We start from the raw sequence: 21,018 nt of genomic DNA on the forward strand, positions 1-21,018 counted from the left end.
TCATATAATTTAGTGCTTTACGTATTTTGTAACGTCTCAATAAATTAAGCGGTTTACGCTTTAATCCAGCCGCTATTACAGTCTCTGTCGCTGCGAGTATGCGCTCTGCGCTTTTGCCATCGCGATAAGGGTGCACTTGCTGAATATATTGCTCAATTCGTTCACTTTGTGCGTGGGACAGATTAAGTGCTTGTTCGACCGCTTCAGACAATTTGCCAGCGTCGGTAATATTGATTAATGCATCTTGAGGTTGGTGGTTATTAAAAGTGATAACCGGCTTACCAATTAGCAGTGATTCATCTACAGCGCTAGATGTATCAGAAATCACTACATCAGCTTGTTGAATGAGTGGAATGAGATTGTCATTCCCGGCGATTTCAAAGTCGCTGATGGTTTCAAGTTCTATGTACATCTGTTGCCACTGCTGTTTCGTCTTAGGATGAAACTTAAGTTGGACTCTGTATTTTCCTGACTCTGCTAGCTGTTTGATTTGCGCATGTAATGCTTCTAGCGACGTGAGATTTGGTGAAAAAGTGGGAGCATACAGTATGACTGGCTTTTCATTATCTTGCTTGGTGTAATCAAAGTACGGGTCGAGCTTTGGCCAACCAGTTTCAATCACCGAGAAATAGCCATGCTTTTGTGCTAGTTGCTTAAATGGCGCAGTTGTAATAGGGCCATGAGTACAATACAAATCGAAGAAACCGCGGATCCCAAAGTGACCTTTCTTTTTATATTCTAATCCGTGAAACACTTGTACTTTGGCACCTGGGAAAAAGTCAGGAACAACGTTTCCTGGTACAAACACAGCTCTGGGGTTAAACGCCTTGACGTCCTCTACGCTTAGTAACTCTACTTCGCCTGCTGCAAGTGAACTTGAATTTACATCTTTACCTTTTAAAAACCATTTCACCACGTCACCGTTAGCACGGATAGCGTTTTGGAGGGGTCTCAGAATAGCAAAGCTATATGGCTGCTCAATGTAGAAAAGATAATGTTTAGGCATTGAAAGTCACTTATAAAATCAGAATTTATGGTCAGCACTTGAGTGGCGCAACTAAGGCCAGAGCGATATTAAGCAAGATAATACCGCTTTTAGCGCGCCAATACCAAACATCCGTTAATCGGGGGTAATGTTGCTGATACGTAAATGCACCTCAGTGGCTTGAGCCATCATATTATCCATTAAGGTTTGTACTGACTCGATTTCTTGAATTAAGCCTTGAGATTGACCAATAAACTGTACGCCATGGTCTAAATCTCCGTGAATAGTGGCGGCTTCGAGCTTTTCGGTGGCGGCACCAAAGAGCGACAGCATCTTAATTTTATCGAATTGAGAAAGCAGTCCTAGTAGTAGCTTCCATAAAGGCATGTCGACCATTTTAGCGGCCTTGAATGATTTTATGGTGGCCATGAAAAAGTTCATCGGGCGGCGCGTTGCCTTTTCAGCCATAGGAGTTTTCATTACTCGAGCATAAAGACCATCGAAGTTTTTGGAATAAATCGTCTGTTCAACGTCTTTTTCTACTACGGTATCTTTGACATGTTGATGCAAAGGACTTTCTTTGGATGTTGCAAAGCGAGAACCCATCGCAACCCCCTCTGCGCCAAGTGCTAGCGCGGCGATAAGTCCTCTACCATCGGCAAATCCCCCTGCGGCAATCACAGGTATATCAACAATATCGACAATGCTCGGCACCAAACACAGTGAAGTCACTTCACCGCCATGGGCTGCAGCCTCATGTCCAGTAACCAATAGTGCATCGACACCAGATTTTTGTGCTGCTAAGGCATGCTTTTGCGTCACCACAGTCGCAATAACTTTCCCGCCGTAGGCTTTAGCCGCTTCTACCAGCCAGTCGCCTTTTCCTAAAGAAAAATTAATAACAGGCACTCGCTCTTCTAATGCGACTTTGGCATTTTCTTTGGCGCCAGGCATCATTAAGGTCACACCAATGCCAAAAGGTTTATCGGTGAGTTCACGAATTTTTCGTATTGCCTCACGTGTTTGGTTCTTACTGAGCGGACCTGTGGCTAAAATGCCCAAGCCACCTGCATTACTTACTGCTGCAACAAGCTCAGGTACAGAAATCCAGCTCATTCCGGGGAGTATAATGGGTTTTTCGATGCCAAATAATTCGGTGATAGCAGTTTTCATCATTGTTATTCTACTGGTCAGATGTGTTTATGAGCATAGCTGGAATTTTGCTTGAAGTGAACACTGGTTGTAAGATACCTGTTTAGAAAGAGGAGCTAAGATGAACGTAGTTATATTATTAGTGAGTTTAGTCATTGCATTGGTTGTCTTGATACCTTTATTGGAAAAGTATCAGCAGCGTTTAGGGCTAGATAAAATGCAAAAGTATGCCAAATATGTACTGCCATTATTAATGGTAACGCTGATCATTAAACTCATCTACGTTTTGATGGTTGGGTAACGAGCGCCTAGCTATTTTTTGCGGCGCTTACCACTTTGTAATTTCAGCCATCCTGGTTTTTGCGAGCGATTTAATTCACTTAAAATGAGCGTTGCCTTTTCTATTGTGATCCTAAAATCGGCGATATCTTTATACACTTGTACCGCGATCTTTTTCCTTTTTACCGCTGCGCCAGCATCTAAAAATGACTCGACCAGCTTGTTCAAAAACCGTGTTACCGGGGAGTGAGAAAAGGTACTATCTTTGCTTTCTAACCTTTGCTTCTGTTGCTCAAGCTTGCGCTTTATTTGCGTTAATTCAGCTTGACTGAATTCGCTTTGGGCATTGGGCAAAGTAGCAAACAATTCGAGCTTGTCAGCCAAGTATTGACACTCAATCGCACTGAGTTCCTCTTGCTGCAAGATTCTACTTAGGCCATTTCTAAACTCAGTTTGTGTCACGCTGCGGCGGCTCAAACGCTCGCAATGCTGATTAAATAATTGCCACTTTTGCCACATGTATACATAGCCGAGTCCCGCGCCTTTGATATTTTGCATCCCGACGATGATTTGATGTTCATTTGGCAGCGCTTGTTTAGCGATGATTTGATTTAACGGATCGGGCTTGATATCACTGTCATGCACTAACGTGCATTTGAGTTTAGCAAGCTGCTCTGCGAGGGCCGCTGTTTGTGAAAGCTTAGTGTTCAGGTCTTCAACTTCCAAAATCGCATGGGCAATTGTCCACGCTTCAAAACGTTTTAGAATTAGCTGATGTGTTTCATCTTCACTGTTAAGTTGTGATTGTAGTGAGTCGATACTTGAAAACGCAGATTCAGGCAGCGTGTCTTTAGGGGTATTTAACGATGCAATCAGCGTCTCTTTCGATAGTAAAAGCCTAAAACGGCCAAGTAAGTCGCGCAGTGAGTCGTGGTCATTGTTGCTAAAAATACCGTGTAAGAGGTTTTCCAGTGCAGTGAGAAAGTACTTAAAAAAGCCATCAATATTGGTACCAATAACGACAACTACATCAAAATGCAGATCATTGGCCAGAATGTTCGCAAATACTTGTGAACGCGCAACACGATCGTTACGGTTGTTGATCAGTGCAACAATTTGCCCCTGCTTTCCCTGTTCAACGATGTTTAGACGTTTCCAGTTTTCAATCGTTGCCAAGCGTTCATTGGCAGACATGCTATTGATAAAACTTTGGCTAATTGTACCAATCTTTGCAGTTGCAAACTGTTGTAGCACCCCAACATCTGGAATAACTCTAGATGCCGTCTCTTTATAGACATAGTCCTTATTAATGCCAATGTATTGTGCCATCTTGCAGACCAAAGCGATATTATCTGGGTGCTCGGCATAGGGATATTTCGCGAGGATGTCAGGTGTGATCTGATATCCATCTCCCCAATGAATTTGAATAAGTGAGGTGTTTTTTTGCTCCGCGGCCAAGTTGAGCACAGAGGCCATATTCTGCTCGGCGGTGAACACTTGGGTGTTGTAGCCTAAAAAAGCAGACATCTCTTTTGCCACATCTAAACCTGTTGGGCCCAAAATATCTTCATGGTCTGGGTAGGCATTGGTAATGGTGGCAAAATTATCTTTCATCCAGCGAACTAGAATTTTTACATATCTAGGAGTCAGGCCCATACATTCCCACAGGAAAACGTCCGCTTTTACTTGTTTTGCAAAATGTAAAACATCAGCTTGCTCCCAAATACTCGCTTTATCGAAGGGCCTAAAAAGTGGGATCTCATACTGTTCGCCAGAAATCTTTGAATAGATAAGCATCGCCTCACAGCCGGTGGTTTTACTCACAACTCTCAGGGCTAAACTGCTAAATAACGCTGATTTTAGACGCTCGGTTCCTGACTTTCCTCGGGTTCCCCAGCCGCCAATGGAGACCGGAATGTGTTTGCGGTTTTGCTTTATTCTTTTACTGATATAAATATGGCGAGTCCAAAAGTAACTGATAAATGCAAGCACAAAGAAAACCAGCTGCGAAATACTATTTTGATAAATAGCATCAACATATTCTTTAAAACTGCTCCAAATGGTGAGCAGCGCTGAAGTAGCGCCTGAGCGCGTATAAAGTCGCTGAATGTCTGTCGCGACAGGGAATGGTGCTTTTGCGATGTCACCATAGGCACTAAAGTGCAACGAAAATCCAAGGGTGTTAAGTGTGTCTAAATACTTACCTTGCTCTAATTCGTTGCCTTTTCGTAGATGGTCAAGATCAGCAAACTGCCACGTTATAGTCCAGTAGGCTTTTAAGCGTCGCCATAAAGTTGGTGGCGGAATGACCGTTAAAATACCATCTGGCGTATAGGTTTTGGCATCTTCTTTACTATGGTCATTGGTAAGCACGCTTAGCAGAAAGTCGAGTAATGGCAAATGTGGTCTGCTGGTTTGCTCTGCGAGGTTAAAGAGTAACTCCCCAGGCACTGTTGTTTCGCTAATTTCTGCGGTAGTGCAGCTGGGGGCATGGATCAACACGCTGGGCTTTTTCGCTTTAGTGTGAGAATAGCTTTGACGCTTATCGGTACTTGGGTGTCTTATTTCGTGTAATACTCGCCATAACCTTCTTGCTTGACGGTAACCCTGTTGAATGCGCCAGCCTGTTTTCATTTTTGAGGCATTGAGGCTTTGACCACGCTGCGCAATATAAGAAAGTGAGCGGCCTAATTCATCTCGAGACCAATTTGCAAGTGCTTCACTTTGCTCTTTGGCTTCAAGAGATGCATTGAGTTGCGCTATGATGGCTTGATGATAGAAGCTACTTAACTGTTCTCTGGCTCTGGTTATATAACGGCAAACCGCGATGTTTGTTTCTCTCGACAAACAGTCATTTAAGGTATCAATAAAACGCCTAAAACAGAGATCAGTTTGATCTGACTCTAGCTGCATATTCAGCATAATACGCGCGCTTTGCTCAAGAGCCAAGCGCTTAAGTTGCATACTAAAATCACTCCTTAATACGCGTTGCCACAATAAAAATGCGAAGTCCTGTTGACAAAATCGGTCTGCGGATAGCTGTTTTATCAGAGTGAAGCGAACGGCATTTTCACTCTCTTGTTCAAACCGCTTGGTTATTAAATCTTGTGCAAATGCCGTAGGGTAAAACTCGACAAGCTCTAAAGTGACTTGTCGCACTCTTGGCAATGTGTGCTCACTCAGCGCACGAAGCATATTGAAATCTTTTTCAGTGAGCTTTGATTGGCTGACAATAATTTTTGGGAAAACACTTAAAATATAAAGTATTTCCGCGTCTACTTGCTGGCTATCGTTGTTGTTCGCTTCCTCTAGTAAAGCCCACATATAGGCGCGAATAAAGGTGGGGCGCTGATGTATTAAAATCTCTAAAATGTCGACGGTTGCCTGATAGGGCATGTTGTCAGACTCAAGCAGCTCAATAAGCTTGGCGATAAGCTCTGCGTTTAATTCTGGGTCGGCCTCATAACTATTTAACGTTGCGACCATATTAACTAGTGCACGGATCAAGCCATGACGAATGTGTTGATTCTGACTATGACCGAGTAAGCTCAAGCAAAATGGCTGCAAATCTAAGCGTTGCCAGGCATTTTCTAGCGTATCGTGGTGGGCACGTAGATAACGATTAGTTAGCGCGCCAAGTTTAGCTATTAAAAACTTAATCTGTTGCTCTAGCGAGGCAACTTGGTGCTGATATCGAGCAACCACAGCACCTTCGTCAAACCATCGTGAAAAAGCTTTTTTATCTTGCTCTAACACCGTTTTAGTTGCGCCAAGCTCCTGAGCATAGGCGATAATATGTAGTTCTTTTTCGCTGGCAAATTCAGACTTTGCAATACGTTGAACAAATCCGGTGTGAGCAACCTCTAGCTGCAAAATTTGCTCATTTAGGGTTTCAATCTTATGCCTTAAAAAAGCGATAGATTGAAGCATAAGCCAATCGGTTTCATCCTCATTTTCAGGTCGGTTGTAGAGTAGCTCCCATGCACATAGTTCGTCGATCAGCGCACTATACTTATGCTGATATAGGTTTAACCAAAACCTTTCAGTTTCGGCAAAAAATAGGGCTTCTAATTGACTCTTTAAGGCTTTAGCGCTCATGTAAATCTTGCTCTAATAAATGACTTAGCTGTAACGACTCGAAAATGATTTCGTCATGCGCATAGGGGGCAAAAGCAGTTTGCTGTAAATTACCTAAACGTACTTGGAGTCCGATTTGATGTGTATTGTTAAACCAGTCTTGAGTCCAAGTTACGCTCAACCAACCGGCGGTGTCATGACTAAAGTCAAAACCTGTTTGCCAACCTAATTGAGTTAAGTATTGCCATGTTGGGTTGGGGCGGTTCTGATCAGCAAATACATAGCTTGATGTTAATCCTGCGCTGAAAATATGGCCTTGATAAAATTGACTCCAATCAAATGAAAACAGTGCATTATCGAGCGTTTGCCAATCCTGATTAGACGTCAGAGTAACGCTTGAGCTGAAGTAGCTATCAACCCAAGGTTGATAGCGCAGCCCAGCATGCGCTTGCCAGCCATGCTTATGGTTATTACGGTAAAAGGTGTACATATCAGGACCAATTTGCTCGTCTGCAATAAACTCTTCCTTGCTGATACTGGTGTAAGTGTAAAAAGGCTGCCACCACCAAATGCTTCTAAAACCAGTATTATAGCGGTGAATTTGGCCAAGCTTTGCCGAAACACTTGAGCTTAAATGGGTTTCACTGATGGCCGTTGCATCTTGCCAGCGATTACGTATTCTCGCTTCTGCAAACCAGCTCGACTGTTGTGAAAGCCAATCATATTGTCCGTTAATGGAGAAGGTGTCTTGATGATGATTGTCCATCGTGTAGAAAGTATCGATACGATACCAGTTATTCTCATCTTTCATTCTTAATGACAAGCCTAAATCGAGTGTGGTTCTGCTAGGACTAGGCTCTGTTGTTTGTACAATGTCATCGCTATCAATATTCAAAAAGCCTTCGACGCCAGTGCGACTTTCATCGGTTTCAATACGAGCGTGCTGAAATACTGGCTCAGCACTTGTTGGAGCCAACGGTTGTTTGGCTTTTAAAAACAGTGGTACTTCAGGCACTAGGTTAACGCGATGCAACGTTGGGCTTAACGTCCAGATAGACATGCGTGCTAACGTTTGCTGTTGTTGAGCGGTAAGTGAAACTTGTCCCGCTGGGTGAAAATAGGTGGCCTCACTTCTATTACCGTCTGCAAAAGTTTCAATTTTAATCAGGCTATCTCGAGTTAATTTTGCCGTGATAGGAGTGCTTTTGTCAGAGCGATAAAAAATTTGTCTAGTATCCAATGGAATATCATGCCATTGACCTTGATCGAAGTATTGCGGTCGTACGCTCACACTTTGTCCAGATAGAGGGTTGAGCCAGCGCAATTGCAGTAACCCTTGGCGTGTTTCGATTTGTTTAATGCCGTAATAGAGCGGTTGTGTAGGTTGCAATGAGATGACATCACCTTGATTTGGCCCTACTAGCTCTACATTAGCAGGCGGTGCTACAACGTGCTTAGCGGAAGAGTAAGCAAACTTTAGTCGTACTTGGACGTGTTGGTACTCAGAAAAATCAATAGTCAGTATTTCATTTGCTCTGAGCGGCAGACCAGACAGCTGATTTTCTGTGAGGTGTGCAGTTATCTGATCACCAAAGCTTCGTGCTGTAAGCGTATCGACCTCGACCTTTTGTGTACCCACATAGCTTGTATATTGCTCGGCGGCTTGCCATTGACCATAGCGCATTAGGCGAGCATATAAATCGGTTAAGATGGCATCACCCGATAGGCTTGGGTGAAGACGTTGAAGGACTCTATTGTAGTCTTCATTTGTTAGTGCTTGTTGACTCAGTTGATATAAAGTATTTACGGCAATTTCTCTAGCGCTGAGCTCATTAGCTAGAAGTAAATCAGCGCTACTAACCAGGTGTGCAGACCGCTCTGCATTTGCGAGAATGTTCGAAGCTTCTGGTTGCACTTTGATATCCACAAACAAATCGTTTTCGCTGAAAAGGGTGAGGCTTTCATTCGCTGCTAACTGGATATATTGCTGTGATGCAATAGATAACCGAGTGGCTTGTGGCTGCAATTGTAAGTTTGCGGCGATATCGCTAAATATAGGTAATAGCTTAGTTTCGCCGTTGTGTTCGTACAGCAGCCATTGAGTATTTTTATATTGTTGCCCTTGGTAAGCCGCTCGTGCGCTCAGTTTTACTGTCAATGGCTTTTTTGCGACAAGTTTGATGGGGTTACCAAGGCTTAGTGAATGTAGCTCGGTTTGATCATCCATCGACTCCACGGTCTTTACACCATAGTGATCAAGGCTGTATTGAGGCTGGGTAAATTCATTTGCTTGAATCATAGCCACTTGCTCGGCTTGTTCAGGTGTTAGCATCATTTGCTGACTTGCCCAAAGCGCCTCTTGCACAATTCCTGAGTCAAGCAGGTATGTCAACAGAATGTCATCGCATTGATATTGTGTAATATCCGCTCCGTAGGCGGCGCACAAAAGGCTAGCTTGAACATATTCACTCAGTACTAAGTATCTTGTTAGCAGCTCGTTGGCAGCGTATTCTCTTAAAGATTGAGCGCTGCTTTTGAGTAGTGATTTTAGTAGTACCTCGGCGTTTCCACTGCGCTCTAGCTGAGTCAAAATAGCAATATTAAGTTGCCAAGCCATTAGCATAACTTGCTCGCTATGGCCGTTCAAATAAGGCTTCAGTTTTGCAAGTGCAATGAGTGGCTTAGTCTTTGCTACGATTTGCAATTCTGCAAGTACTTTGATGGCAATAAACTGGCTATGGCTGTCTGTCTTGACACTTAACTCTGGTGCGCTCAGCCCGCTGAGAGATAAATTATAAGTATCTGCTCTATTTTGTTTGCTTCTTGTCAGCAGTTCTTGGATAAGTGACCCTTTGGATAATGCTTCCTGCGTCATAGGTAAGAAGTCGGGAAATGGTTGTAAGCGATTCACTGCTGCAGCGATATCAAGCGCTTGCTTAGCACCTTTTATCGTTATATTTGTCGATGCTGGGTTTACCTTTAGGGTAAGCCTTTGAAAGTGACTGCTAGGTGTAACCAGTAGCGAGTGTTGATCATGCTCGCTGGTGATGGTTAAGCGCTCTTTCGTTCTTGCTCGAATATATAGAGTAATCTCGTTATCAATCCTTGATATGTTCTCAAGGTTATAATTAAGTGGCTGAGATGACGTTATGTAATTCATTCGCTGCGCGCTTGAGGTGAGCAGTACATGACCTGAGACTGTGCGACTGCCAAGTGTCACTCCGCTTAGGGCAACATGATGAGTGAGCGATTGAGAAGAGCTTGGCGTTAAAAAATAAACCGTAGAGGCAATATCATTAAGCATTTGCTTACGCTTAAAAGCTATTGCTGTGTCTTCAACGTTAAAAGCGAGTGATGAAGTATCACCATCTATGTAGAGGGTGCTGAGCTGTTCGTTTAGCTGTTTGCTCCAGTATGGGTTAAACAACCGCTCTTGCTGCTTTATTCCTGCATTGTCATCGTATATACCACGATGCATTTGTAGTAAGTTGACATAGGTAGGCACGGTAGCTGTGATGGTGAGGTAACTACCTTTTGGGACGGCAATGTAATCTTGATTAGACAAGCCTACTTTAGGCTCAAGGTACTCGTCCGCTTGGATATCTGATATCGCAATGGTGCTGATAACCTCACCATTGACTTTAATCGTGACGGTGCCATTTTGCGCAATCGCATGCAGATCTTTTCGAACCTCTAGTTTGAGCTTTTTGGCGTGTTCAAAGAACACGCTTGTCACTTGAGTAGGCTGTAGATAGAACCAGCGCTCTGTATCTTGCGCTAATTGTAGTGTTTGGTCGTCAAGCCCCGGCAGTCTAAGGGCTCTTCGATAAGGATCTCTGTGGCTGTGCATGCTGCCCTGCCAAAGTGCGAGAGTTTGATCACTATCACCTTGGTATGCAACCTGAATTAATCGATTTTGTTCCGTTGCGCTCAATTGGCAGCGGGATTGAGCACATAACCAGTCGGACGTTGGAATAGCACGCTGTAGCTCTGGCGTTTCACCTGCAAAAAACTCAAATGTCTCAAGGGAATTTGGTGTTGTGACTAACCAAGCACGGCTTGGCAAAAACAACCACGCTTTTTGCTGCGGTGCGAAATACTTGTTGGCACTAGCTTGAGTAAGTTGCATACGTGGCAAATCAACCCATTGGGCAGCCGTTTGTATCCCTACCTCATTGGCTCGGGATATCGTTGCAAACAGCAATAGTGTCATTATAAAAGTGATTGCACGCATTGAGTAAACTGCTCTAGTTGTTGATTGTTATTAATTAATTGCTTTCTTATTTGATAGCTTAGTTCAATATGGATAAAACTATATTCTGGGAGCGTAAGTTGATGTAGGACATTTTTCGTCCCGCCTAATTCTCGCACCTCTTGCGGATAAATCAGCGTCCGATAACCTTGTTTAACAAGACAAGATTTCAACTTCCATAGTGTGTCATTATTACTTTTGCCTTGGCTTAATATTATCTCACTTAGTTTACCTGCGTCGGACTTTCGCTTTTTCTGACTAAACCCATGTATTTGGAACACTTTTGCTTTTGGATGTAAAGATGTAAAACCTACAACCGCTGAAGCGTGAATATTGTGTGTTTGCTTGGCGTAATCATAGGTTTTTGCTGTGTCATTGCTCTTGTATCTGTGCTTTGTGTTGCTCACGAGTACTTGGCAACTGTGTTGGAAAATATGCTCACCAATGGTCAGTGTATGCTTATCATGAAAACGATGTGGAACAGATACCACGCAAGGTCGATGCTTTGGCGCATAAATGACTTCGCCATGCGCATCACTTTGAGGCTTTGGCGTCAATGTAAATTGCTCTGCTTGATGCGTTAATTGCCAGCCGTCGAGCGTCACAGGTTGGTTAAACCAGTGCGCCATTGTGCTGCTGCTGGGAACCGCAGCATTAACATTTAATGGCAGGCTGAATATAATGTAAAGCGCGTAGCTACTAAGGCGTCTCATTTTGCCACCAGTTTAATGTTGCATCAGGCTGTTCATGTTCCTCCAGTACACTTATCCAAACATCATGTGAAAAGCGAAGCGTTATGGTGTTAGGTGATGTTAAGTCTTGAAACAGTGGCAAAGTAATACTTGGGTACTCGTACAGCTCAGTGTGACTAGGGTTAAAAAACATCCTCATTTGTGCTGTGTTTGGGTGTAGGACAAAGTGTTTAGCTAAAATGGTGTACTCATCGCTTGGGGTGAGTACCTTAGTGCTATCCAGAGTGGTTGCAACGGTGATTTTATCTTGATAGTCGGTACTAAATACTTTGACGACCAAAGCGTTAGGTTGCAGGTTATTATCACTAACAGCAACAGTGAGTGGTGTCGCTTTAGCCACTTTGTACAGGCGGATCTTCCTCACGGTTCTGGGTAACCCTTGATTGATAAAAAGTGCTTGGGTGTTAGCTAACGCCTCTACTTGCAAGCTGTTCAGGGGAACTTCAAATAGCATTGGTTTACGCTTTTGCTTCACAATCACACTGCTTGGGTAGTTTGTTGCTTCACCGAGCTTAAAGAGTTCAGATTTAGCTATCTGACGATACTCAAATTCCATTTTCGGTACTGAATTGTCAAAGTAAACTTGCTCAATGGGTACCAGTGCGATATCTGAGACAGGTAAAAGTTGATTCAAGTCTTTGGAGCGATATTGAGGTAGAAACTCAGGTACTTCGGGTGGCGCTTCAAATAGACGCACGGACACTATCTGTTTTTGTGTATGGAAAAGGTAGTGGTTGTCGGCCTTTTGACTAAACCATGCATCGATACCTTGATAGGTTGGGTTTTCAGGGTTGCATATAGATTCGCAGCGGTGGCTCAGGTAATTAAATGTTGGGCTGCGGGCTTGCAATTTCACCATCGCGTCTTCGGCTTCAATTTTGATTTGGTTAACGCTATTTGGAATTGCCAAGTAGCGCTTTTGGGCTGTTGGTAAGGTTTGACGCTCCGTGGTTTCAGTTATCAGTCTATCGTACAGAGCTTGTTCTGCTGTTGCGGTAAAAGCATAGTGCTTGATTAGTTCATTATTGCTATAGAGACCCACCGAAATAGTGCTGCCAATGGGCGCGCGCCATTCTAGAGCGATATCGCTTTCAGGTGACACTTGATAGTAAACCGGCGTTTGTGCGTTTAACATGTAATAATAGCTATGCAGCGGGACTATTGGATCAACACCATTGCCAAATACTCGAATGCTGGTTGGAGAATTTGAGCTAATGGTTACAAGGCCAGCTGGTAAGTTGCTCAGTTTTGATTGCGTATTGGATAGCATCTCAGGCGTTAGTTGCTTTGGCGCGTCGAGTTGGCGTAAATCGTGCCAAACAAAAATAAGATCTGCATTTTCGGGGTGACTTAGTGAATATTCCGTGTGTTCATAGACACGAAAACTGGCGCTAAGCTGCTCAGAAATAAACAAACTGTCTAAATCTAGCTGGGTCGAGAAATCATGGTTAAGCACATTGTAGGGGAGTGACTCGTATAACAAGTCAGCACGAAAGTCGATGTTTGGCACGCCCTGTGGTGCTAGTTTTTGCCAATCCAGCATGACCGAATTGTATTTTTCTTCGTTGGTTAAGGCGTTTTCACCTATAGTGTGATAATTCGTCATGCGTTCGCGCCACTCTGTTGGCCTTTTAAGCCACGCTTTGGCGGGGTCGGTAATACTGTTACTGGTTTGGGCATGGACACGTACCACAACGCCTTTAAGCTGAGCATTTTCTGGTATCAACTTTAAAGTGATAGTTGTAGCCTGTTGTAATTCTTCACGATTTAAATAGAAGGATTGCCCCGACGCAACGGCCAACGCTTCACGGTTTTCAATAATCTGTTTTACCTGTTGCTGAAAGTCGTTTGAGGCAGCTTTAGCCGCATGGTGATAAGTACCTTTATAAATAACCGTTCCCTTTGTATCAAGCAATTGATATTCAATAGCGTAGTTAACAGGCTGATCATCCAACGGCTGAGATTCGAATATCCCATTGGACAACACCCGAACAGACATAGTCCGAGAGGGAGAAAATGAAAATTTCAGTATACCGTCGGTTTTTAGCCAATGAACATTGGAGCGAATATTAAATAGAGTCGAAGTATTTGAGGGTTCCGCCGATTTTACCCACACAAAGAAAGTAACGGCAACCCAAACGAAAAGTAGTAGAAAAACCGCAACAATAGTAAATCGTAATATCTGCTTAATCCAAAACATAACGCCCCTCATGAACCGCTTTCGCATAAGTGGCTAAATCAATAACGCGATTTCTTCTTGGTAAGTATAACGCTAGCAGTCTGTTGTCACGCGTAAACATTAATCCCAGTTCACCATTTCTCTGTGTGCTGAAAACGCTTATGTCACATTTTCTTTCGAATTGGCAGAGTGCATGGAGCACCGGTAAATGTTGGGTGGTGGCATAACGCCTTGTGGCCACGTTAAGTGCGTCAATAAATTGCGGAGTGGCCTCGTGCCAATCATTTGGAGAAAGGGTAAGTAAGTCGATTACTTTGAGCTTAGGTGTGTGTGCAATAGCCAAAAGGCGCTGCAATAAGGCATCATTGGCAATAGCAAAGTGCGATTTAAAATCTGATGCCAACCACAGTGCCGCTAACTCACTTTTTGGCGCGAACAGCTGATATCCAGACTGTGGGGTGGTCCCGAGCTCTAAGCCTCTTGTCGCTTCTTGTCCTAATACGGTTTGAGTATTAACACCCAGATCTGCCAGCACCCTTTGTAGTTTAGCAATAGTGTCATTATGAATAGGGTTAGGCGTAGTGAATTGGTAAGCAAGCGCTGAAGGTCTGACACTTGCGGGCGCGCTATGACTGCGGATCTGTAAATTAAGTAAAGGGTTATCATAAAAGTAGCGCTGTGCACTTTGATACACCACATTAAACAATGAGCGCACGTTATCGGCTGCCATTACGTTTGCGTCGATGCTGGTGTATGGATGAGCACCAGCGATTGCCAGCAACTTTGCATGGGTTGCCGTAAACAGTTGGCCTGAAAATTCCAAAGTGTTGCTCTCAAAAAGCGGTCTTGGTACGGCTATTGTGAGAGATGGCTTAGCCAACAAGGCAATAAAATAAATCCCTTGACCCAAATCATAGGCAGACTTGGTATCTAAAGGAGAAATCGCAACGAATTGCCCTTGGTTATTTTCAACTAAAGTTAATTGATACTGTAATAGGTTTGCTACGCGATTTATTTGACTCAGCCTTACCTTAAGCGTTTCTGGCGCCGTGACTATCTCAAGGTTTTGAGTGATGGCAAATAGCGGCCTTAATACCTCATACTCCCACAATGCAGCACTGGAATCACTCAGTGCACTAAATGCGCCGCTGCCTTTGGCACTAATGTGACTTGAAAAAGCTTCAATCAGAGCCAGTATGCTCTCATCGCTTGTGCTTATCTTACCTATGTCTTTATTGATACGTTGTAGGCCATATGCGCTGAGTAATGAGGAATAGCTATCCGAGCTTAAGTACGCCTCTATCATCTGGCCATGGAACTGGATGTAAGGTAAATGTGCATTTTCTGCGAGACCAAAGTGTGCATCGCTGATGTTGAGCAAGGTAGCAAGTTCAGATTGTTGCACTGAGTTGGGCACACTGTTAAATATCCACATTTGCGCTTTTTCTTTCAAACTGTGTTGGTGCAACACCTGACTTACTTGACGATTAACTTCTCTGAGCTGGACGACCTCTGGGATATCCATTGCCATGAAAAAGTCACGATAGAACTCACTTTGTTTGCCATTCTTATCGCCACTTTGGTTAGGCCGTGCATTACCAAATGCGATAGCTTGACTTTGCCAGTAGGAAAACAAAATGCCACCAGCCTCACTGGCTAGTCGTTCAGCGGTGGGATAAGGCACACTGATTATATGTGCTTTTTGCGTTGCTAAGTTAATAATAAACAAGCCTCGTTTACTATCTTGTTGATTATCTTTAATCACTAAAAACTGTGTCGAGCGCTGTAAAGAAAAACCAGCTTGACGCAGTAAAGTGGCAGCCTCAGCATAGTTTGAATCAGTGTCTTGTTTAATCAGTCTGATAGCTTGTTTAAAGTAACTGCGTTGCTGTTCGGTTACATATTGGCTGACATTCACGTTGGTTGTACTTTGAGTATATAATTGGCTTTTGTAGTCACTTATCACTTGGCTGAGTGTTAAATCACTGGTTGTTTCGTCTATCGCTATTGTATTACTTTTCTCGAATAGGCTCGGAATAACCATAATCGCAAAGCCGATACAAATGGCGATAAAGCCACCGACAATTGAAGTTTGAAAGGTTGCTCGGATCACAAGACCAAGCGCATTTTTTTGATAAATTTTAAGGGCTAGTAAGGTCGATAGCATGTAGCCAAAAGCAAAGGTATCAGTCACTTTTAAGGCAGGGAAGTAACCGACGACGACGTAATTCAAAATAAGCTTGTAGACAAAGCCAATGTTAAAAAACAGCAACATGAGGCGCGCGCCTTCGATATTGGCGTGTTTTAAACGAGTAAAGTTTAAAACTAAATATCCAAAGATTAAAATAATCGCGGTTTCTACGAATGAGGTGAGCAGCTTTGTGGGCTGCATCAGTTGCAGTGCCAGCAGCGCTGGCAGCATAATACCATTAAATTCCCAGCCGTATTTTAAATTAGCTCTTGATGCGATAAAAGCGGTGATCACTAAGATAATGTAAGCTTTAGGGGCTGCAATGATGGAGGCTGCAACCGCTTCATACATGACGGCAAGATTAGCAATGCTAAAATTGGTGAATGTCATCAACCCGAAACGAATGATGACATAGGTCACAATTAACTGAATAGCAGTGACTTTTACGCCGTATTTAAAGCCGCCATTCCACATTACATTGGCTGTCAAAGCGATGATAATAAGCCCGAGACTATAAAGCTGTGCTGCGTAATCAAACGTGATGTCCCATTGTGTGAGGTGCGCAGCGACTACTGGCCAAAACAACACATCCATGGTAACTCGAACAATAATACTTAACAAAACGATGGCAAAAAAGCGGTCACGACCGAACATTTCAGCATAACCCAGTCGCTCAACAAGTGTTTTGGCAAAGAACCGCATCAAGCCGTAAACGACAATAGCCTCAACAATGATCACCCAGGCGGATGTTGGACTTACAATGAACAATGGGACTAGATAACCTGGGACCACCAAACCGGTTAGCGGGAAGCCAAACCTAAGATTGAAGAATGCAACAACCGCGATGCCTATCCAAACACAAGTAATAACGGACTGCCCAAGTCCGCCTGCGCTCGGAAATAGCATCAATGTCCAGTCCATCTATTTGACATCCCACTGTTCAGGCAAAATCTGCTCATTAACTGCAAGCTGCTCTGACAAGTGTGTTAAAAAGGCTTCTTTATCATCTAGTTGAGATAATTGCTCTCCAAGGTCGATGAACTCAAACAACACCCCGCTGGTTTCAAAAGGTGTGCTGGTATTAAGGCTCGTTGATTGTTTGAGTAAGGCGCGAATGCTTAGTAAATAAGTGCGATTGTCCAAATAGACGGGCAACACGATTTTGCCACGTTTGAGTGTTAAATAGCGTAGCTTTCCTTTGGCTTGTTCACTATCCATCTCGGTACAGCGGCAAAGCAAGTCTAAAGCAGACATGTCAAAAATAGACAGACTATGCTCCCTAGCAAAGCGCTCAAGCGATTCATTTACCTGCACAATTTGGCCAAACAAGTTATATAAGATGCTGGCACTATGGAGCTGATTAAAAACATGCTCCAGTGAGGTGAGTTTTTGATCCATTTCATTAATTGCATTTTTGACTTTATGGCTTAATGGCTCTTTCAGAGAAAAGGTTAGTGCTCGAGTTAGTGTGCTCTTGAGGTTTTTCTGCTCAGCAGAAAACACTTTATAGTGAAATAACAACTCACCAATTTGGTGCGCAAAGAGATTCACATTTTTGATAAACGCTTGCTCGTCAAAGTTATCTTGTGGAGTGACAGTTAGCGCCCAAAAACCTCGAACATCTCCCGCATACATTAAAGGCGCGATATACTGCTGCTCATCTTCCGCTAGATGTTGGAAGAAAGGGCGGGTAATTTTGATGGCGCCAAACGCTTTGATTGCATCTGAATAAGGTACTCGCTCGTAGTCTCGTCGCATCTCTAAGATATCACTGAGCTGACAGTGTATTGCACGTATTTCGGTTACTCTGTGGTCACCCTCTAAGCGGGTGAGAAAGATACTTCTTTTCAAGTTGAGCTGTTGATTAACCAGTTGGATTATCGCATCCCAAGGCTCGTTTTGCTCTAGGAAGTGACGCGGAAGATATCGACCTAACATACGTTGCTGGATTAGTGCAATCAGTGATTTTAGATTTTCTTCTTCTGACCATTTCAATGAGATAAATACCCAAAGTAGCGTCAGCCATATCAAAGACAACAACTCCCCAAGCGGCAATAACACTGCATACCAATGATGCGCAGCGAGGCCACAAACTACAAGTAAAATACTGGCCAAGGAAGCGATGACCAAGTTTGTCTTAGTCGCATTCCTTTGGTACCACACCAAGAACAATATTGATGCAAGTAACATAAGTGCAGTTATCATCGCTTTATGCAAAGGTTGGATAAAGCTGTCTGATGCAAAGCTGTTGGCGATAAATGCTTGTAGGTAAACTGGCGGAAGTTCTTGCGCACCGAAATAAGCGCCGCTATCCAAGGATGAAAATTTTGAATGCTGGGCAACTAAGATCACTTTTTCACTGAGTTGTGCTGTGAATAGATCCTCATCCAGTACTCTCTGTGCACTGAATTTTGGTAATGAATAATAAGGTAGTGAATAGTCTATTATTTTGTTGAGGTATTCACCATGCTGAGGAAAGATCTTATCCCATAGTATTTCACACGAGCTCGCCGGTGGTGTGAGACTGATTGCGCTGCCATACCAGTTTTCTGTGTCCAACAGACAGACTGATGACGTATTAAAAGGATAATATACAGGAACACGGCTTTGTTGCGGTGAAAGCGCTGTATTAGAAAAGAACACAACGGCTTTTGGCTTATAGCTAGAAAGTGCTTTTACCAATTGTTGATGTTGCTGTTGTAAGTTCTCTGCTTCAATCACAACGACCTCAGTTGCTTGAGTGGCATTGAGCTTAGAAAACCATTGCAAGCCAATTAGGTTAACCTGCTTATACAAACCAGATACTGAAACGAGCAATAAAATAGCGAATAAGCTCATAAATAGCCAAAACTCACGTTGGCGCTTTATAAAGTTTAATTGACTAAAAACCGACATGCTTTATTTATTCTCTTATTGTTGGCTAAAAGTGAGAGTCAGCTCAGTCGTCTTCGCTACTTTTATTTTAATAAATTCTAGGCCATGAATTTGTGCGCTTTGCCACTGACCATTTTGAAGCTCTAGTGGGCGCTGCCACGAGATCATCGCAATATCATCTAAGAATAAGGCACTTTCACCGCTACTTGGTGGTGCCATGGATAGGCCAAACTGCACTCCACGAGCAGGCAGTCCTTCATCGCCAAGCACAATGGAATCGTCAGGTAAGGTAATATCTTGTCTAAACGTTTGCCAGTCATAGCTGCCAGCTGTTTTTAACAGTGGCGTTGACTCGGAAAAGATAAGGCTATCTTCTGAAGTTAAGATGCGGATATCGGCCTTGAATTCACCTGCATTGTCTCCTTTAGCATAACCAAAAAGTGACAGCTCATGGTAAGCCTTTGCCGTGCTCGGCGCTGGTGTTATTGGCATGGTGCGAATAGTATGCTTGAATGGCACACGCGTTGGCGTTTCATTAAATTGTGTTCGCTGTAAGCAGAGCCCTTGTGAACCTCGATATTTGCCGACTAAACAGGGCGCGATATCGTCAGCCTCAATCAACCAACGAGAGACTTCTCCTTTTTCGTCATCACTGTCCCAGTCCTCAAAATCGCCAAAGAACAATAAGTCGCGACCAAGCACAAGCTCTGCTTGAGCATTACTAGAAGTGAGTTTGCTAAGAAACTCAGCACTGTTTGAATATTGGCGTAAATCAACAATGTGCTCACCGGCTTCCAAGGTAATGACTTTTTGCTCGATTTCTTTTGCTTGAATAGGTTTATCAAAGGTGACTTCTGCAAATCCAGAGCGCAATGAGATACCAATTTCGGGTGAAGAAAATTCAGCGATGCGTTTTAGTAGGGCATTGGCAAGATCGCCACTTACAAACTTAGGAACATAGTCTTCTAGATAAACGGGATAGGCTTTTAATGCATTGATTTTAGGAGTGCCTGCGGTTTCTAATTCGACAACTGTGATCAGTCCTAAAAAGGTCTCAAGACGATTTTGCTCAAACACAAAGTTGCCCAGCCCAAGTATGGTTGGTACGCCATTGTATAGTCCAAACCCTTGTGCAACGTGAGGATGATGCGCGATCATTAAGCTAGCGCCATTGTTGGAGAGTAAATCAAAGCGGTTTGAAATATACGCTGTTGGCGCGTAAGCATACTCGTCACCACCATGTAGTTGAGCTACAACAAAGCGGCCGTTGTTACTGGCCTGAACCACCGTTTCTCTAATGCCGCTGGTGTCAGTCAGATCAGCTGCGCCCCCTTTAGCGTCTGATGCCACGTATGTAACAGTATGTTGGTCGCCAGTTATAGAAGTCGCCGAGACAAAATCTATGGTTGCTTCACCAAGGCTTAAACTATAAGGCTTGAATGCCTCGGTCGCATTTATGCCAGCGCCACTGTGTTTAAACCCTGCTTGTTCAACATACTTCAAGGTGTCGTTAAGCCCTGGAGCTCGATAGTCATAGACATGGTTATTGCCAAGAGCTACGTAGTCAATACCCAAATCGTTGAGGGCAATTAATGATTCCGGCAAACTAAAAAATGCGAACTCTTTACTTGGATGGACCGTGGTTGGGTTTTTTAATATTGGAGATTCCAAGTTAACCGAAGCAAAATCAACATTTTTAAATAAAGGATGCATAAACTTTACTAGCGCTTGGGCATCAGGACCTGCGCTTTGAGGTTGGATCAGTCCGTCAGGTGTGCTTGGCAATGAATTTCCCATCGTAATTAAATTTGGGTTGAAATAACGGCGCCCAAACATGGTATCACCAGCAAAAAGTATGGTTTTTAGGGTGCTCGATTTGGCTTTTAGTTCAAGCGAGAGTTGGTGTTCGTTATTATTTTGATTCGCTAACGTAAATACCAAAGGCAAGTAATCTGGGTGAGATACTTCTGCAACATAAGTACCATAAGCTAAAGTCGATAAGTCAAACATGCCATCGCTATTTGAGGTAAACGATTGACCATTTATAGTGAGATTAGCGCCGGCGATGGGCGCTGTGTTTGCATTTTTCAACAATACACTTAAATTGGGTGTCTCTTTATCTCTATCTTGCTGGCTTTTATCTTCATCTTTATCAGTTTGAGAAGGCCCTGTTTCATTTGGATCTTCTACAGAACAGGCTGTGAGTGCAATTAGTAGTACCAAGCTTAGTATTTTTTTCATTGTGGCCAACCTGCTTTCAAAAAAGATACATTAATT

General features: G+C 43.3%; 10 protein-coding genes. 1 reads left to right on the forward strand and 9 read right to left on the reverse strand.

All coding sequences use genetic code 11. The annotated features are described in order from the left end of the window. Both L1D50_RS11405 and L1D50_RS11410 read right to left on the reverse strand, forming a co-directional pair. Nucleotides 1–1,006 (reverse strand): UDP-N-acetylglucosamine 2-epimerase (locus L1D50_RS11405; protein ID WP_239966061.1); only part of this gene is annotated, 1,006 nt, incomplete at its 3' end. A gap of 114 nt (nt 1,007–1,120) precedes the next feature. Further along, nucleotides 1,121–2,167, reverse strand: coding sequence for a nitronate monooxygenase (locus L1D50_RS11410; RefSeq protein ID WP_339144191.1), 1,047 nt, complete (start codon nt 2,165–2,167; stop codon nt 1,121–1,123). A gap of 91 nt (nt 2,168–2,258) precedes the next feature. Between L1D50_RS11410 and L1D50_RS11415 the strand changes: the two genes are divergently transcribed. Further along, nucleotides 2,259–2,438, forward strand: coding sequence for a hypothetical protein (locus L1D50_RS11415; RefSeq protein WP_128725501.1), 180 nt, complete (start codon nt 2,259–2,261; stop codon nt 2,436–2,438). An 11-nt stretch (nt 2,439–2,449) separates the two neighbouring features. Here the strand turns inward: L1D50_RS11415 and L1D50_RS11420 are convergent, their stop codons facing one another. Genes L1D50_RS11420 through L1D50_RS11450 form a run of 7 tightly spaced genes read right to left on the reverse strand, consistent with a single transcriptional unit; the run spans nt 2,450 to nt 20,982 of the window. Next, nucleotides 2,450–6,514: a poly-gamma-glutamate synthase PgsB gene (locus L1D50_RS11420; protein ID WP_239966062.1), complete on the reverse strand. Its 4,065-nt coding sequence runs from the start codon at nt 6,512–6,514 to the stop codon at nt 2,450–2,452. Continuing rightward, a complete protein-coding gene (locus tag L1D50_RS11425; protein ID WP_239966063.1) occupies nt 6,504–10,727 on the reverse strand; it encodes a hypothetical protein in 4,224 nt (1,407 codons plus the stop codon). The genes L1D50_RS11420 and L1D50_RS11425 overlap by 11 nt, the downstream gene beginning before the upstream one ends. Further along, nucleotides 10,706–11,458 (reverse strand): hypothetical protein, encoded by a 753-nt coding sequence (locus L1D50_RS11430; RefSeq protein WP_138522407.1) that lies wholly within the window; start codon nt 11,456–11,458, stop codon nt 10,706–10,708. The genes L1D50_RS11425 and L1D50_RS11430 overlap by 22 nt, the downstream gene beginning before the upstream one ends. After that, the gene (locus tag L1D50_RS11435; RefSeq protein ID WP_239966064.1) at nt 11,445–13,697 is read right to left on the reverse strand and encodes a hypothetical protein; all 2,253 of its coding nucleotides are present in this window, start codon (nt 13,695–13,697) and stop codon (nt 11,445–11,447) included. The genes L1D50_RS11430 and L1D50_RS11435 overlap by 14 nt, the downstream gene beginning before the upstream one ends. Continuing rightward, complete coding sequence (locus L1D50_RS11440; protein WP_239966065.1) at nt 13,684–16,788, reverse strand: poly-gamma-glutamate biosynthesis protein PgsC/CapC; 3,105 nt, start codon at nt 16,786–16,788, stop codon at nt 13,684–13,686. Before L1D50_RS11440 ends, L1D50_RS11435 begins: the two co-directional genes overlap by 14 nt. Next, nucleotides 16,789–18,762 carry a hypothetical protein gene (locus L1D50_RS11445; protein WP_239966066.1) on the reverse strand — a complete coding sequence of 658 codons (1,974 nt, stop codon included), beginning with the start codon at nt 18,760–18,762 and terminating at the stop codon, nt 16,789–16,791. It abuts the gene before it with no gap. 15 nt (nt 18,763–18,777) lie between these two features. Further along, nucleotides 18,778–20,982 (reverse strand): CapA family protein, encoded by a 2,205-nt coding sequence (locus L1D50_RS11450; RefSeq protein ID WP_193554551.1) that lies wholly within the window; start codon nt 20,980–20,982, stop codon nt 18,778–18,780. Between the last annotated feature and the right edge of the window lie 36 nt (nt 20,983–21,018).

The organism is Pseudoalteromonas sp. Isolate6 (assembly GCF_022398435.1).
In the GTDB taxonomy this organism is placed as follows: domain Bacteria; phylum Pseudomonadota; class Gammaproteobacteria; order Enterobacterales; family Alteromonadaceae; genus Pseudoalteromonas; species Pseudoalteromonas galatheae.

Bases quoted from the DNA above. Each gene is read 5' to 3' on its own strand.
- L1D50_RS11415 (WP_128725501.1), top strand. From the start codon at position 2,259: ATGAACGTAGTTATATTATTAGTGAGTTTAGTCATTGCATTGGTTGTC.
- L1D50_RS11420 (WP_239966062.1), bottom strand. From the start codon at position 6,514: ATGAGCGCTAAAGCCTTAAAGAGTCAATTAGAAGCCCTATTTTTTGCC.
- L1D50_RS11425 (WP_239966063.1), bottom strand. From the start codon at position 10,727: ATGCGTGCAATCACTTTTATAATGACACTATTGCTGTTTGCAACGATA.
- L1D50_RS11430 (WP_138522407.1), bottom strand. From the start codon at position 11,458: ATGAGACGCCTTAGTAGCTACGCGCTTTACATTATATTCAGCCTGCCA.
- L1D50_RS11435 (WP_239966064.1), bottom strand. From the start codon at position 13,697: ATGTTTTGGATTAAGCAGATATTACGATTTACTATTGTTGCGGTTTTT.
- L1D50_RS11440 (WP_239966065.1), bottom strand. From the start codon at position 16,788: ATGGACTGGACATTGATGCTATTTCCGAGCGCAGGCGGACTTGGGCAG.
- L1D50_RS11445 (WP_239966066.1), bottom strand. From the start codon at position 18,762: ATGTCGGTTTTTAGTCAATTAAACTTTATAAAGCGCCAACGTGAGTTT.
- L1D50_RS11450 (WP_193554551.1), bottom strand. From the start codon at position 20,982: ATGAAAAAAATACTAAGCTTGGTACTACTAATTGCACTCACAGCCTGT.